14 protein-coding genes and 1 riboswitch are annotated in these 16,050 nt (G+C 53.3%); of the genes, 11 read left to right on the forward strand and 3 right to left on the reverse strand.

Annotation, left to right across the window (positions count from 1 at the left end; translation table 11 throughout):
- Positions 1–240: 240 nt before the first annotated feature.
- The 6 genes from GHH_RS01960 (at position 241) to GHH_RS01985 (ending at position 5,882) form a co-directional block, all read left to right on the forward strand.
- The gene (locus tag GHH_RS01960; RefSeq protein WP_015373889.1) at positions 241–744 is read left to right on the forward strand and encodes an ATP-binding protein; all 504 of its coding nucleotides are present in this window, start codon (positions 241–243) and stop codon (positions 742–744) included.
- 80 nt (positions 745–824) lie between these two features.
- Positions 825–1,958, forward strand: a complete 1,134-nt coding sequence (locus GHH_RS01965; protein WP_015373890.1) for an IS4-like element IS5377 family transposase — start codon at positions 825–827, stop codon at positions 1,956–1,958.
- Positions 1,959–1,967: 9 nt separating this feature from the next.
- Positions 1,968–2,252, forward strand: coding sequence for an STAS domain-containing protein (locus GHH_RS01970; RefSeq protein WP_015373891.1), 285 nt, complete (start codon positions 1,968–1,970; stop codon positions 2,250–2,252).
- Positions 2,253–2,258: 6 nt separating this feature from the next.
- Positions 2,259–3,785, forward strand: coding sequence for a PP2C family protein-serine/threonine phosphatase (locus GHH_RS01975; RefSeq protein WP_015373892.1), 1,527 nt, complete (start codon positions 2,259–2,261; stop codon positions 3,783–3,785).
- Between the two features lie 189 nt (positions 3,786–3,974).
- On the forward strand, positions 3,975–4,388 hold the full coding sequence (locus GHH_RS01980; protein WP_015373893.1) for an RDD family protein: 414 nt from the start codon (positions 3,975–3,977) through the stop codon (positions 4,386–4,388).
- Positions 4,389–4,628: 240 nt separating this feature from the next.
- Positions 4,629–5,882, forward strand: a complete 1,254-nt coding sequence (locus tag GHH_RS01985; RefSeq protein ID WP_015373894.1) for a methyl-accepting chemotaxis protein — start codon at positions 4,629–4,631, stop codon at positions 5,880–5,882.
- Between the two features lie 134 nt (positions 5,883–6,016).
- A riboswitch (TPP riboswitch) is annotated at positions 6,017–6,130 on the forward strand.
- Between the two features lie 18 nt (positions 6,131–6,148).
- Here the strand turns inward: GHH_RS01985 and GHH_RS19070 are convergent.
- Positions 6,149–6,307: a hypothetical protein gene (locus GHH_RS19070; protein ID WP_155266780.1), complete on the reverse strand. Its 159-nt coding sequence runs from the start codon at positions 6,305–6,307 to the stop codon at positions 6,149–6,151.
- Between GHH_RS19070 and thiC the strand changes: the two genes are divergently transcribed.
- The 5 genes from thiC to GHH_RS02010 all read left to right on the forward strand — a co-directional run bounded on the left by thiC (position 6,285) and on the right by GHH_RS02010 (position 14,269).
- The gene (gene thiC, locus GHH_RS01990; RefSeq protein ID WP_015373895.1) at positions 6,285–7,973 is read left to right on the forward strand and encodes a phosphomethylpyrimidine synthase ThiC; all 1,689 of its coding nucleotides are present in this window, start codon (positions 6,285–6,287) and stop codon (positions 7,971–7,973) included. The genes GHH_RS19070 and thiC overlap by 23 nt on opposite strands.
- Positions 7,974–8,571: 598 nt before the next feature.
- On the forward strand, positions 8,572–9,750 hold the full coding sequence (locus GHH_RS01995) for an aminotransferase class I/II-fold pyridoxal phosphate-dependent enzyme (RefSeq protein WP_015373896.1): 1,179 nt from the start codon (positions 8,572–8,574) through the stop codon (positions 9,748–9,750).
- Positions 9,747–11,402, forward strand: a complete 1,656-nt coding sequence (locus tag GHH_RS02000) for a thiamine pyrophosphate-binding protein (protein WP_015373897.1) — start codon at positions 9,747–9,749, stop codon at positions 11,400–11,402. Before GHH_RS01995 ends, GHH_RS02000 begins: the two co-directional genes overlap by 4 nt.
- A gap of 70 nt (positions 11,403–11,472) precedes the next feature.
- A complete protein-coding gene (locus GHH_RS02005; RefSeq protein ID WP_015373898.1) occupies positions 11,473–12,954 on the forward strand; it encodes an aldehyde dehydrogenase family protein in 1,482 nt (493 codons plus the stop codon).
- A gap of 157 nt (positions 12,955–13,111) precedes the next feature.
- Positions 13,112–14,269 carry a saccharopine dehydrogenase C-terminal domain-containing protein gene (locus GHH_RS02010; protein WP_015373899.1) on the forward strand — a complete coding sequence of 386 codons (1,158 nt, stop codon included), beginning with the start codon at positions 13,112–13,114 and terminating at the stop codon, positions 14,267–14,269.
- A gap of 188 nt (positions 14,270–14,457) precedes the next feature.
- Here GHH_RS02010 and GHH_RS02015 read toward each other — a convergent pair whose 3' ends face one another.
- Positions 14,458–15,615, reverse strand: a complete 1,158-nt coding sequence (locus GHH_RS02015; RefSeq protein WP_015373900.1) for an MFS transporter — start codon at positions 15,613–15,615, stop codon at positions 14,458–14,460.
- Positions 15,615–16,043 (reverse strand): MerR family transcriptional regulator, encoded by a 429-nt coding sequence (locus tag GHH_RS02020; RefSeq protein ID WP_015373901.1) that lies wholly within the window; start codon positions 16,041–16,043, stop codon positions 15,615–15,617. Before GHH_RS02020 ends, GHH_RS02015 begins: the two co-directional genes overlap by 1 nt.
- Positions 16,044–16,050: the final 7 nt, after the last annotated feature.

The raw sequence follows: 16,050 nt of genomic DNA on the forward strand, positions 1-16,050 counted from the left end.
CATCATTGGACGATGGGTGCCATGATGTCTTTTTTTTTTGGATGTAGGAAATTGGAATGAGCCCCATTTTGTATTATAATGAATTGTAGTAAATAAGAACTATTTTTCGATAGATGGAACAATAAAGGAGAAAAATAGCATTCGAATCCGTTTTCCCCAGCGCTGGAACGTGCGATAGTGGAAAAGCTGCCATGTTGCTTTGGCCGGTGTATAAGCATAACAAAGATAGGGGAAATGCCGATGAAGCCCAGGACCATGATCCGAACGATGGCGATCATGAAAACGGCGGACATTTTAAAAGCGATGGACATTACCGAGGAACTGGCGAAGAGAATGGGGTTTTTGCCGCGTGATTGCCTTTTTCTTCGGCTCGCGACAGAGGAAGCGTGCACGAATGCATATGAATATTGTCAAAAAACAAGAAAACTGCCATTTAGGATATTTTGGAAAATGGAAGCGAGACAGTTGATGATCATTGTCAAACAGCGAGGAGGATGCTTCTCCGTAGCCCAAACCGATGTCGTCAACACAGGGCCGCGTGGCAGAGGGCTGCAGCTGATCACCCATATTGTCGATGATGTATACGTGAAGCGAGCAGGAAACAACGTCTTGTTTTGCATGTGCAAATGCAAAAAAATGAGTGACCATTGGAGGAAACAAGATGGAGACAAAACAAGGGGCAATTTGCACGCTGACATGGGCAGAAGATATTACCTTAAACCAGGCGTGTTGATTATCCAATAAAATCCAAAGGGTATAGAAAAAAGAGCACCTTTCCTGTAGAATGTGAGTAGCGACACAAACAAACCCAGGAGGTGCTCTCTATGAACAAGCATACCACACTCCCGAATTTGATGCAAAAACTTGTTTCGGATGAAGAGATTCAACTGATTGCCGAAGCGGTTGGGTATCGTGATTCGTCTCGAACCTTTACGTTGCGCGAGTTGATTCACTTCTTCCTGCTGGCCGCCATGCATCAATGGAAAAGCTTTCGCCACGGAGCCGATGTGGGGCCTCTGTATGGATTGCCGCGATTCCATTATTCAACTGTATCCAAGAAAGCGAAAGAAGTTCCCTATGACATCATGAAACGCTTGTTGGCGTTGATCATTTCCAAGTGCAACCGCCAAACCCGCCGTTCGCTTCGGTTTCCCAAACCGCTTCGGGTGGTGGATTCGACGACCGTCACGGTCGGGAAAAACCGCCTGCCATGGGCGCCGTATCACGGCGAACGCGCCGGAGTGAAGCTGCACGTCGCGTATTCGCCGGAATCCTCGTTGCCGGCAGACGTGGTGGAAACCATCGGACTGCGTCACGATGGCCCGGTGGGAGAACAGTTGACGAACGCTCAACAAGTGCTGGTGGAAGACCGGGCGTATTTCAAAATCGAACGCCTCGATCGATTTGTGGAGCAGCATCAGCTCTTTGTCATTCGGATGAAGGACAACATCGAACTTCATCAGAAAAAAAGCTTGAAACGCCTTTCCAGCACATCTTCATCGGTTCAAGCCGACTTCACGTGCCAGTTGGGAACGAAACAATACCGCTCCACCAAGCGTCACCGGGTGGTGATCTTTCGAGATGCGAATGGCCGCGACATTCGGGTCGTGACGAACCTCTTCCATGCGTCTGCGGAAACCATTGCCGACATGTACCAACAACGTTGGACTGTTGAGGTCTTTTTCCGTTGGGTGAAGCAATATCTGAATGTCCCGACCTTGTTTGGCACGACGGAAAATGCGGTATACAACCAACTGTTTGCGGCGTTCATCGCGTATGTGTTGCTGCGATGGCTGTATGATCAAACCAAAAAACAGACGAACGTCTCTCTTTCCTTCATTTCGTTCGTTCGCCGTTTTTTCTCTGGGCAGCTTCCTCTCGATTGGAAATCCGGGATGGCCGCTGCTTTGTTTGAGTATGCCCAAATTTATGGAAGGCGTATGTCTAATTTTGGATAATCAACACTCGTGACCTTAAACAACGTCGAATCATTCCGTCAAGCGCTGGAGAGGTTGCTGGACAAACGAGCGGACCAATTGATCGTCAACATGGAGGGGGTCAACTACATAAACAGCGCCGGACTCGGTGTCATCGCTGACAGCGTCATGGAGGCGAGAGCCCGACAAAAAGAGTTGGTCATTGCCGGAGTGGAAGGGTCGCTTGCAGAAATTTTCCATATTGTCAAATTTTCTTCGTTTATCAAACTATTTGCCACAGAGAAGGAAGCCATGGATTATTTCAGTGGAGAATGACGTTCTATGGTGGATGGGTTTTGGGAACATGTTCAACGTTATGACCACCTCGCGTGGCGGGAGTTGCTTCTCGGCTTGGAAAAAATGAATGTGTTCGTTGGGCCGGGCGACTATGTGTATTGGCTCGCAACGCCGGAACGAAGGCGGCTCTTGTTCATTTCGTCATCATGCGAGCAGCTGTACGGCCTGCCTCCGGACGACTTTTACCGCGATCAAGACATATGGGCAAAGGTGGCTTACCCAGATGACCGCGCCAAGGCGGAAAGAAAATGGTCGCTTCTTTCAGGAGCGGATGCGGGCGCCCAGACGTATCGCATCATCAATCAGCGGGATGGCTCTGTCCGTTGGGTGCTTGAACGGACGTTTCCTGTGCTTGATCAATTCGGGGAAGTGAGGCTCGTCAGCGGGTTTGTCGCTGATCTGACAGAAGCAAAGCGAAACGAGAATGAACGACAGCTCGCTGAACAAGTGTACAAAGCGATGGAACAGGCGATGCTCGTCACCGATGGCCAGTTTGTCGTTCAGTTTGTCAATCCGGCGTTCACAAAAATCACTGGTCATGATGTAGAGATTGTCGGTCAGCCGTTGCATACGCTTTACGCGGGTTATTACGAGGCCTGGCTTTATGAGGTGATTCAAGCGAGCACTGGGGAAAGTGGAGAATGGAGGGGGTGGGTGCGCTGGCGGCGGAAAAACGGTTCGGTCTATGTCAGGCAGACGACGGTGCGGGCTGTGCCCGGCCATGATGGAGAAATCGCGTTTTACTTGTTTTTATTTGCCGGTCCAACTTACGAGAACCTATACATCGCAGCGATGAAAGATGACTTGCGGCTGGCCCGCGAGGTGCAAAAGCGCGTGTTGAGCAAGCCGTTGTCGGCCAAAGGAATCCAGATTGCCGGAACGTACATCCCATCGCGGGAGCTGGGTGGCGATATGTACGCCTGGTATCCGATCGACAAACAGCGGTACGGCATTTTTTTAATGGATGTGATGGGTCATGGGGCAGCGGCTTCGCTCATTTGCATGTCGGTCCGCTCGCTCTTAAACGGCGTCATCCGCAAAGGGATCGTTCCGACGGAAGTGTTTCGCGAGTTGAACCGCCATATGCGCCAGTTGTACCATGAAAACGGGCGGATGACGTATTATTTCACCGCCGTATATGTTCTGGTGGATGTCAAGGAACGGATGATTGAATATGCATCAGCCGGCCATCCGCCGGGGTTTTTGTTCCAACCGGATGGAACGGTGGCGGAGTTGGACCGCGGCTGCGCGCCGATCGGGCTGCTTCCGCGCCTTTTTGTCGACAGCGGCCGGTTGCGCTACGAGCCGGGGGCGACGCTTGTGTTGTATTCCGACGGGGCGATCGAAGGGGAAACGGGTTCCGTCCGGCAAAAGATTGAAGCGTTCCGCGATGCGCTGGCGCCGCATATTTTATTGGACGAGCAAGTGCTTTTGGACCATCTGCGCCGCCATTTTGCGCAAAAAGGGCCGCTTCCAGACGATTTTTCGGCTGTGGTGGCGAAGCTGGGCTAAAGAAATTGCTGCAAGAAGATCGATTCCATCATCTTGAGCGTGTGCAGCAGGGACCACCGCATCGAAGCAAAAAATCGATGTGATGTCGAAAAAACCGATTTTCTTTTATACGCCATTTACGGTAAAATGAAGACAATTATACTGTTAATGGAGAATACAATATAGAAAAGGCAACAGGAGGGAAGGCATATGGCGGTGACAAATCCGGCTGGATTTTGGAAGCGGCTGTTGGCTAACTTGTTGGATGCGATTGTCGTCGGTATTCCGATTTCGATCATCGGCTATTTCATCACTGGCAGTTGGGAAACGAACTGGTTTACGTCATTAGCGAACATCCTTTACGCGTTAATCGTTCCGGCTGTTTGGTACGGATATACGGTCGGCAAGCGGATGCTTGGCATCCGGATTGCGAAAGTCAACGGCGGAAAAGTCGGCATCGGCACGATGTTTTTGCGCTCGTTCGTTGGCGGACTCGTATACTTTATCACGTTCGGCATTGGTCTCATCATTAGTGCGATTATGGTCGCGGCGAGAGAAGACAAACGCTCCATTCACGATTTTATCGCTGGAACGTATGTGACAACGGAAAAACCGGCGGTGTAAAGCGGAAAACAACAGGTGGTGCCCCAATCGAACGGGGCGCCTTTTCTTATTTTCGTCACCGATTATAGGCGATCAAAAGCATGATGTTTTTGAGCGGGTCCTTGTTAGATCAGAAAACTTTGCAACCACCCCTATTCATGATTAGGGCTAGGAAGGAAAATGAACGTTCATTCACGAATCTATTTATGTGGTAAAGAAATAAGAAAGGTGTTTGCATCATGGCAAAAGGAGGAGAGCGTTTTGTCATTAGCAAGTTATATCATCCGCACCATGTTCATCGTCATCCCTGGCACAGCGGCGATCGGCATGGCCACATGCCTGGTCAACGGCATTCGCGGGGCGGCATTTTGGTGGACGCTTGTTGCTACGGTGCTGTTTGGCGCGATGCTCGGCTTCGTTTCGGCAACGCTCAACTATCGACGGTTTGTTGCCCCGATTGCCGTTATTAACGAACATTTAGGCAAGATGACAAGCGGAGATTTGACGGTGCGCATACCGCTTGATCGCGTGCAGCAGCTGCGGCCGATTGCGGCGTCGTTAAACGATATGGCAAACGCTTGGCAAAGTGTGATGGGGCAAATCCAACATCATGCCGAAGAAGTAGCGCAATATTCTCAGCAGCTTGCCGCCGTCGCCGAACAGACGACGAAAGCGACAGAGCAAATTGCGACAACGATGGAAACGCTTGCGGCAAGTGCGGAGGAGCAGGCCGATGCTGTCCGCACCACCGCCGCGTCCGTGCATGATATTTCCCAAACATTGAGCGACGTCGCTTTCCATACGAAAGAAGTGGCGCACCGGGCTGAGAAAACATCGGCGAAAGCAGAGGACGGCAAGCAGTCAATCGGACAAATGTCCGAGCAAATGCAGTTCATTTACGATCATGTGCAAACGCTCGGCCAGGTGGTGAAAGGGCTTGGGGAGCGCTCCAACGAGATTGGACAGATTACGGAAGCGATCACCGGCATTGCGTCGCAGACGAATTTGTTGGCGCTCAATGCGGCGATCGAAGCGGCGCGCGCCGGCGAGCAAGGGAAAGGGTTTGCGGTTGTCGCGGATGAAGTGCGGAAGCTCGCAGAACAATCAGCGCGCTCAGCGCAACAAATTTCCGAGCTGATCGGTTACATTCAAGAAGAAACGAAGCGGGCGGTTGCGTCTGCCGAACAGGTGATCTCCGAAGTGGCGAAAGGATTGAACGTGGCGGCGGCATGCGGCCAATCATTTGCCCATATTCGCGAGGAGGTCGGCCAAGTGAGCAAACAAATTGGACAAGTATCGTCCGCCATCGAGCAAATGACGGAGCATGCCCGCCAAGTGAACGACGCACTCCAACAGATGACCAATATTGTCGAACAGTCAGCGTCCGGTGCGGCCAACGTATCGGCAGCGACGCAGGAACAAATGGCTTCCGTCGAGGAAATCGCCTCTTCGTCGACATCGCTCGGTCAGATGGCGGACGAGATGCGGGCAATGCTGAAGAAATTTTCTGTGTGAGTGAGGAAAAGGACGCTTTCTTCGAGAAAGAGGGGCTTTCAAACGACGTGTGGGAGTCAACGTTTGGAATAAAATGGTTTGCATCTTTGCCAATTGCCTGATAAAATAAAAAAGTCAGTCATCATTGTGATACGCTTATCTGCTGGGGGAGTCCGAGAGCCGGGCTGAGAAAAGAACGCGATGAAGTTCTTTGACCCTTTGAACCTGATCTGGGTCATGCCAGCGTAGGGAAGCAGGCAGCGGGAACAGATGGACGCACAGGCTGTTCATTTGGCCTTTTTGCCTTGATCGGGTTCCGTTCGTTTTGCGGAACCCGTTTTTGCGTAAATATCCCCCGTTTTTGCCTCTCTTTTGCTGGTGCGGCTGCAGGTCTCAACCACCATTTCAAAGGAGGAAAGCCGCATGGAAAACATCCGCTCGTTCATGTCATTTCCAGCTAGCCGCAAGGTGTACATTGAAGGATCGCGCAAGGATGTGCGCGTGCCGATGAGAGAGATCGTGTTGTCGCCGACGAAAACGCCGCAAGGAACGGTGGAAAACGAGCCGGTGCGCGTCTATGACACAACCGGTCCATACACCGATCCTCATTTTGAGCCGGACGTCGAAAAAGGATTGCCGCCTCTTCGCCGCAACTGGATTGTTGAGCGCGGCGATGTCGAAGAAGTGAAGCCATCAGCGACCGCCGGCGTCCGCCCGCTGCCGTTCGTGCGCCGTCCATTGAGGGCAAAGCCCGGAAAAACCGTAACGCAAATGCATTATGCCAAACGGGGAATCATCACACCAGAGATGGAGTTCGTCGCCATCCGTGAACGAATCGACCCCGAAATCGTTCGCCAGGAAGTAGCGGCCGGACGGGCGATCATTCCGGCGAACATTAATCACCCCGAGAGTGAGCCGATGATCATCGGCCGTCGTTTCCATGTGAAAATTAATGCCAATATCGGCAACTCGGCCGTTTCATCCTCGATTGAAGATGAAGTGGAAAAGCTGCTTTGGGCGGTGCGTTGGGGCGCCGATACGGTCATGGATTTGTCGACCGGCAAACACATTCATGAAACACGCGAGTACATCATCCGCAATTCGCCGGTCCCCGTGGGAACGGTGCCGATTTATCAGGCGCTCGAAAAGGTAGGAGGGGTGCCGGAGAAGTTAACGTGGGACGTGTATCGTGAGACGTTGATGGAGCAGGCGGAGCAAGGAGTCGACTACATGACGATCCACGCCGGTGTGCGGCTTCATTACATTCCGCTCACCGCCAACCGGACGACCGGCATCGTCTCGCGCGGCGGCTCGATCATCGCCCAATGGTGTTTGGCCCATCATGAAGAAAACTTTTTGTATACGCATTTTGAAGAAATCTGCGAGATTTTGAAACAATACGATGTCGCGATCTCCCTTGGCGACGGCTTGCGCCCCGGCTCCATCGCCGATGCGAACGATGAGGCGCAGTTTGCCGAACTGGAAACGCTTGGCGAGCTGACGAAAATCGCCTGGAAGCATGATGTGCAGGTGATGATCGAAGGGCCGGGCCACATTCCGATGCATAAAATTCGCGAAAATGTCGAGCGGGAACAGGACATTTGCCATGGAGCGCCGTTTTATACGTTAGGGCCGCTTGTCACCGACATCGCGCCGGGATACGATCACATCACGTCGGCGATTGGCGCCGCCATCATTGGCGCTTATGGAACGGCGATGCTTTGTTACGTAACGCCGAAAGAGCATTTAGGGCTGCCGAATAAAGAGGACGTACGCGCCGGGGTCGTGGCCTATAAAATCGCCGCCCATGCGGCTGATCTGGCGAAAGGGCATCCGGCCGCCCAGCAGCGTGACGATGCGCTCTCGAAAGCGCGCTTTGAGTTTCGCTGGAACGACCAGTTCAACTTGTCGCTTGACCCGGAACGGGCTCGTGAGTACCATGATGAAACATTGCCGGCCGAGGCGGCGAAAACAGCTCATTTTTGTTCGATGTGCGGGCCGAAGTTTTGTTCGATGAACATTTCGCACGAGCTGCAGCGGCAAATCAAAGAGGAAGGGATGAAAGAAAAAGCGCAACAATTTATTCGGCAAGGCTCGTCGCTGTATCAATGACAAGAAGCGGGCTGCGATGCTCGGCATGGTGGAGAGAATATGGAAGTTCGATCAACGGAAAAAGCATGAGCTGGAAAACGCTCGGTGCTGATCGAAGCAGCGGAGGGGGGCGAACGTTCATCGCCCCTCTTGTTTGTTCTGCAAATTGGTGCGGTTCCTTATTATTTTAAAAATATATAATTTTTAAAAAATATATTTACAAATCGTTTCGGATTGATTATGATAATGGCATAAGGTGCAAATTTTGAGTCATAGAATGATCATGCGGGGAAAACTGCGCAGTCTATCGCGGCGCCTTCGCCGGCGCTTCGCTTCCATAGACAGCGGCCAGTTGCGTCATCGAACCGTGGATGATGCCGGCCGCTTCTTTTTATGGCGAAAGGGCCGGGTTTCAGAAGGTTGATCGCGTTTTTCTAGCAGCTTAGTGAAAAAATAACCACTTCTCCTGCATCGACCGCTTTTCGAGAAAAAAGATTTTGATGATGTCTTGATGTGAGAAAGCCATTGGTATTATAGGCTGCTTCTTGAACGTGAGACGGGCATGAGGGTGATGGGCGTGCGCATAAACTGAAACGAAGGGCCATGAGGAGGGATGGGATTGAACACATTTTCCGATATTGTGCAGACGATGCCGCCATATTTGTTCTCCCGATTTCAGAAGAAAAAAGAAGAACTGCTAAAGCTCGGGGTCGATGTCATTGATTTAGGGATCGGCGCCCCCGATTTGCCGCCCCCTTCCTTTGTCATCGAAGCGTTGAAAGAAGCGCTCGATGCGCCAGAACACTATACGTATTCGCCGTATGGCGGCTGCAGGGAGTATCGGGAAGCGGTCGCGCGTTTTTATGAACGGGAATATGGCGTCAAGCTCGATCCGGAGACCGAGGTGTTGGCGTTAATCGGCTCGAAAGAAGGAATCGTCCATTTGCTGCAAGCCGTTCTCAATCCCGGCGAGCTCGCCTTAGTGCCTGATCCGGGCTATCCTGTCTACCGGACGGCCGTCCATTTTGCCCGCGGCCAGAGCCTATCGCTGCCGCTCGATGCGCAACATGGTTATATTCCTCGGTTTGATGCGCTTCCCTCGTCCGTTTATGACCAAGCGAAAATCATGTTTCTCAATTATCCGAGCAATCCGACGGCCGCCGCTGTCGATTTGGATGTATTGGCCGAAGCCGTTTCACTTGCCCGTCGCCACCGGATGTTCATTGCTCATGATGCGGCCTACTCGTTCGTGACGTTTGCTGGTTTTCAAGCGCCGAGCATTTTGCAGGTGGACGGGGCAAAGGAAGTGGCGGTGGAATTTGGATCGTTGTCCAAAAGCTATAACATGGCCGGCTGCCGCATCGGATACGTAGTCGGAAACCGGGACATGATTCGAGCGCTTTCGGTGATCAAGAGCAACACGGATACGTGCCAGTTTATTCCGATCCAGAAGGCGGCGGTGGCCGCTTTGACGAACGGACGGACGTTTATTCGAGAAAATAGCCGCATTTATGAACAACGCATGAATAGGATGGCCGAGAGACTTCGAGAACTGGGCATCGACGTGCAGCGGCCGAAAGCGACCTTTTTCTTATGGATCCCGGTCTATGACGGATACTCGTCCGAACGATTTGCCGCCAAACTGCTGGAAGAAGCGGGAGTCATCGTAACACCGGGAACAGCGTTTGGATCCGCAGGGGAAGGATATGTCCGCGTATCGCTGTCAGCGCCGATGGAGCGTCTAGAGCAAGCCGTTGAACGATGGAAGCAAGTGGATTGGGAGGAATCGGCGCCATGAAGAGAACGATGCGTCACATCACGGTGGCTCAAGCCATCGTCGAATGTTTCAAACAGGAACAAATCCGTTATGTGTTTGGTGTGCCGGGGGAAAGTTATTTGCCCCTGCTTGATGCCATCTATGATGAGCCATCCATCGAGTTCATCTCCGCCCGCCATGAAGGGGGTGCTTCCTTTATGGCGGAAGGGTATGCGAAAGCGTCGCAAAAGTGCGGCGTCGTGCTGGCTACAAGGGCGGTTGGCGGAGCGAATTTGGCGATTGGCGTCCATACCGCGAGGCAAGATTCCACTCCGATGGTCGTGTTTTTGGGGCAAGTGAACAGCCGCTTCCTAGGGCGTGAAGGATTTCAGGAAGTCGATATGGAAGCGTTTTTTCGTCCGATCGCCAAATGGGTGGTCGAAATTCGCGAAGCCGAGCGGGTGCCAGAGCTGGTGCAACGGGCGTTTCGCACCGCGAAAACAGGGCGGCCCGGCCCCGTCGTCGTTTCACTGCCAGAAGATGTCTTTTCCAAAACGATAGCGGAAGCAGTGATAGCCGAGACTGATGTGCCGAAGCCGGCACCAAGGCAAGAGGATATACAGCACATTGAAGAGATTCTGAAGCGCGCCAAACGGCCGCTCGTGATTGCCGGCGGCGGCGTTAAATGGTCGGGAGCCGAGCAATTGCTGCGCTTATGGGCGGAAAAGTATGCACTTCCGGTCATGGCGGCGTTCCGGCGGCATGACGTGTTTCCCCACAACCATCCGTGCTATGTCGGACACCTAGGTCTAGGGGCGCCCAAAGCGGTCATGGAAACGGCCGAGCAGGCGGATGTGGTGATGGCGTTGGGAACGCGGCTATCGGAAGTGACGACACAAGATTACCGTTTGCTCTCTCCCAATCAGACGCTGATTCACATCGATATCGACAGCGATGGATTCGGAAAAGTGTATGCACCGGATCTCGCGGTTTGGGCTGACTGTCAGGAAGTGCTGTCCCGTTTGCTCGATATCGCGGTGCGGCCGTCTTGGCAAGAATGGGCGGCTGAACGGAGGAAACGGTACGAACAAACGGCCAGGCTGCCGGTGGAACATCGCAATCTCTATGAAGTTGTGATGGCGAGTTTGGCGCGCCATTTGCCAAAAAATGCGGTCATTACGAACGATGCCGGGAATTTCGCCGGTTGGCTTCATGCTTTTTTCCCGTTTGGGGATGGGCACACGTACATCGGCCCCACGTCGGGAGCGATGGGATATGGCATGCCGGCGGCCATTGGCGCGAAACTGGCCTTTCCCGACCGGACCGTCGTTTCTTTATCCGGGGATGGCGGCTTTATGATGACGGTGCAGGAGTTGGAAACGGCCGCTCGATACGATATTCCGATCATCAGCATTGTGTTTAACAATCATATGTACGGCACCATCCGCATGCATCAAGAATTGCAGTTTCCGGGGCGGGTCATCGGCACCGATTTAGGCCGCGTGTCGTTTGCCCGTTTGGCAGAATGCCTAAACGGCCGCGGGTTCCAAGTACAGACGGAACAACAGTTCACGGAAGCGCTTCTGTTGGCGCTTGAGGCCAAGAAGCCGACGGTGATTGAGGTGTTGACCGATCCGGACCACATTTCGGTGGCCGCCACGATCCAGGACTTGCGGGCCAAGAGGAAGTCCTGACGATCATCGCTCGGCGTTCAATGTATAAATTATCTCAATAAATCATCTAGAAAAATGGGGGGAGTATACAGTGAAAATCCAAAACTATATCAATGGAGAATGGAAGGAGCCAAGCACCGGGCAATTTGCGCCGGTGATCAATCCGGCGACGGGGGAAACGATTGCCGAGGTGGCGATGTCCGGGCCAAACGATATTGACGAGGCCGTTCAAGCAGCCAAAGAAGCGCAAAGACAGTGGGCGCTCGTGCCGGCGCCGAAACGCGCGGAAGTTTTATATCGAGTCGGCATGCTGCTAAAGGAGCGGAAAGAACAATTGGCACGGCTGTTGACGATGGAAATGGGCAAAGTGATTGAGGAAGCGCGCGGCGAAGTGCAGGAAGGCATTGATATGGCGTTTTATATGGCGGGGGAAGGGCGGCGGCTGTTCGGCGATACGACGCCGTCTGAACTGAAAGACAAATTTGCCATGAGCGTCCGCACGCCGGTTGGAGTGGTCGGCATCATCACTCCATGGAATTTTCCCATTGCCATCGCAACGTGGAAGTCGTTCCCCGCGATTGTGGCCGGCAATGCGGTCGTATGGAAGCCAGCGCCCGAGACACCGATCATGGCGCAGGAATTAGCTCGCATTTTTGAAGAAGCGGGCTTGCCGCCGGGAGTGTTTCATGTGGTCCACGGTGACGGGCCGACAGTCGGCAATGCGCTCGTCGAGCATCCTGATGTCAAGGTCATCTCATTTACCGGATCGAATGAAGTCGGGCGGATGATTGCGGAAAAATGCGGACGGCTGTTGAAAAAAGTGTCGCTCGAAATGGGTGGGAAAAACGCGGTGATCGTCATGGATGATGCCGATTTGACATTGGCGGTTGACGGCATCATCTGGAGTGCGTTCGGCACATCAGGCCAGCGGTGCACGGCGTGCAGCCGGGTCATCGTCCATGAGCGGGTGAAACAGGAGCTTGAGCGGCGTCTGCTTGAAGCCGTGAAAGCATTGAAAATCGGCAACGGGTTGGATGAAACGGTCAAAGTCGGACCCGTCATCCATGAAGAGGCGCTGCAAAAAATCGACCGCTACGTGCGCATTGGCGTAGAAGAAGGGGCGAAACTGCTTGTGGGTGGCTATATATTGCGCGAGGGCGACTATGCGCGCGGCTTTTATTACGCGCCGACGATTTTCACCGATGTCACGCCGAATATGCGCATCGCCCGCGAAGAAATTTTCGGCCCGGTTGTATCGATCATGTCCGTCCGCAGTTTGGACGAAGCGATCGCCGTCAACAACAGCGTCGATTATGGGCTGTCAAGCGCCATTTTCACACGCGATGTCAACCATGTATTCCGAGCGATGCGCGATTTGGACACCGGCATCGTGTATGTCAACGCCGGCACAACGGGAGCGGAAATTCATTTGCCGTTTGGCGGCACGAAAGGGACGGGCAACGGCCACCGCGACTCCGGCGTCGCTGCGCTTGACGTCTTCACCGAATGGCGGAGCATTTATGTCGATTTCAGCGGCAAGCTGCAACGGGCGCAAATCGATACCGATGATTGAACCGGGCTGTCGCTTGCAACATCGCCGGCAAAAGAGAAGCGAAGATCAACGTGGAACCTATATCGTGAATCGAAGCAGCGGCCGCGGCAAAGATGTGAAAAAAGCGGCTGTCATATGAGCGTATGGCAAAGAATCGGTGACAGAGGGGGAAAGAACGATGAAAGTGCTCGTGCTTGGAGCGGGGCTGATGGGCAAAGAAGCGGCGCGCGATTTAGTGCAAAGCCAAGATGTTGAGGCGGTGACGCTGGCGGATGTCGATTTGGCTAAAGTGGAGCAGACGGTGCGGCAGCTTCATTCCGAAAAGCTTGCCGCTGTGCGGGTGGATGCCAGCGACAAGCGGCAGCTGTCGGCTTTCATGAAAGGGCACGATGTGGTTGTCAACGCCTTGTTTTACCAGTTTAACGAAACGGTGGCGAAAACGGCGATCGAAGCGGGCGTCCATTCTGTCGATTTAGGCGGCCATATCGGCCATATCACCGACCGGGTGCTTGAAATGCACGAGGAGGCTCAGAAAGCGGGGGTGACGATCATTCCGGATCTTGGCGTCGCGCCGGGGATGATCAACATTTTATCCGGCTATGGGGCAAGCCAGCTTGATGAAGTCGAATCGATCCAACTGTATGTCGGCGGCATCCCCGTCCGCCCTGAGCCGCCGCTCGAGTACAACCATGTGTTTTCCTTGGAAGGGCTGCTTGACCATTACACCGATCCGTCTCTCATTATCCGCAACGGCCAAAAGCAGGAAGTGCCGTCGCTTTCGGAAGTCGAGCCGATTTATTTCGACCGGTTTGGGCCGCTTGAAGCGTTTCATACCTCAGGAGGGACGTCGACGCTCTCGCGCTCGTTTCCGAACTTGAAGCGGCTCGAGTACAAAACGATCCGCTACCGCGGCCATGCAGAAAAATTTAAGCTGCTCGTCGATTTGAATTTGACGCGCAATGATGTGGAAGTGGAGGTCAATGGATGCAAAGTCAAACCGCGCGATGTGCTGCTTTCCGTCCTGAAGCCGCTGCTTGATTTGAAAGGAAAAGATGATGTGGTGTTGCTTCGGGTCATCGTCGGCGGTCGGAAAGATGGAAAAGAAACGGTGCTTGAATACGAAACCGTCACGTTCAATGACCGCGAAAATAAAGTGACGGCGATGGCGCGTACGACGGCCTACACGATTTCTGCTGTCGCTCAGCTCATCGGCCGCGGGGTGATCACAAAGCGCGGCGTCTATCCGCCGGAGCAAATCGTTCCGGGGGATGTGTATATGGACGAGATGAAAAAACGCGGCGTTCTTATCAGCGAGAAGCGGACGGTTCATAGCTGAACAGCGAGCGCCATAAGCAGGAGGATGGAAGCAGTTTCGTGAAAAAGGGCAATGCTTCGCCGCCGCGAACACGATGACAAAATGGCTGCGGCCGGGAAGCGAATTGTGAACAACGCCCGTTCCCGTCTGGAACGGGCGTTTTCTGATTTTAGACGCGAAATGATTGTGATCGCCTGTTTTTTTTACGGCTATGCCGTTTTGGGTGCCGAAGTCTTGCGCTTGCGCCAGGAAAGGAACAGAAAGGCGATGAGCGCCAGCGCCATGGCGACCATAAACGGTGCTTTTGAGGAAATGGTGTGGCCGATGATGCCGGACAGCACCGGAGCGATGGCCGCTCCGAGCCAGCGGACGAAGTTGTACGTGCCGGACGTCACTCCCCGCTCATATGGCGATGTTTCCATCACATAGCTTGTAAACAAAGCGTTGTTGAGTCCGGAGACGAGCCCAGACAAAATGATGAGCGTTACCATAAGCCATGTCGGCTTGGCGACTACAAGAAGCAGCAATAAGGCTGCGAACATCAGCAAACCGTATGGCAAAATTTCCCTTGGTTCATATTGTTTCTCAAGCTGATGGGCGAGCACCGCTGAGCCATAAGCAAGGCAGAGCCCCCAGCCGAAGAAAACGAGGCCGATTTGGATGGCCGACAGTCCAATGATCAAAGGCGAATACGCCAATACGACGAAAAAGCCGTAATAGTAAAGCATGCCGCCGACCGCCCCTTTTAAAAATGGCGGGAACGAAAGCAACCGCCGCATTTCTTGCAGGCCGACCGCTTTTTTCGGCTTTCCTTTGTTCGGATCATAGACGAAAAAGGTGACGAGTAAAAAGGCAATGAAAATCAAGACGCTCGTGCCGATAAACGGATAGCGCCATGAATGTTGGCCAAGCAGTCCGCCGACGAGCGGACCGCCGGCCATGCCGAGGCCGATCGCCGCTTCATACAGGCCGACCGCGGTGCTTGCCTGCGGCGTCAACGCGATCAACAACGTCATGGCTGTGGCGAAAAACGTCGCATTGCCCAATCCCCAGCCGGCGCGAAAGAGCGACAGCTGCGGGATAGTAGAAGCAAAGCCGCACAACAACGAAAAAATCGTAACGAGGCCAAGCCCGATCACCATCATTTGTTTATCGCCGATACGGTTGACAACAAGACCGACCGGGATCATCATGACCGCCATCGTCAAAATGTAGGCGGTAAACAACATTTCGACTTGCCAATGGGTGGCGCCGATGCTTTCGGCGATGACCGGCAAAATCGGGTCGACGATCCCGATGCCCATAAACGCTAAAAAGGCGGCGGCGACGGTAATCCATCGCGCCTTTGTTTTTCTCCCTTCCTCCACTATTCTTCTCTCCTTTCTTGCAAGAGGGCGTCTACCCGCTCTGCCATTTGTTCCAGCTCTTGCTTCAGCATGGCCATCTTCTTCATTTTCTCTTCCAGCATGGCGATTTGCCGACGCAATCCAGCGCTGATTTGTTCCAGTTCACGCCGTTTTTCGCTCCCAGCAGCCGCATGTCGATATTCCGCCCGATGCGTCTCCATCGTTTCTTTCAGCGCCAAAAAATGCTGCAGCTCCTGCAGCGAAAAGCCGAGCACTTCGCGCGCGGCAACGATGTTTTTCAGCCGTTCGATGTCCTCAGCTGTATAAAGGCGTGTGCCGCCTTCGCTGCGCGCCGGCGGCTTGATCAAGCCAATCTCCTCATAATAGCGAATCGTCCGTTTTGTTAGGCCGGTTGCTTTGGCGACGTCATCGATTTTGAATCGCTCCATTCGGGGC

It is taken from the genome of Geobacillus sp. GHH01, assembly GCF_000336445.1.
Lineage (GTDB): Bacteria > Bacillota > Bacilli > Bacillales > Anoxybacillaceae > Geobacillus > Geobacillus zalihae.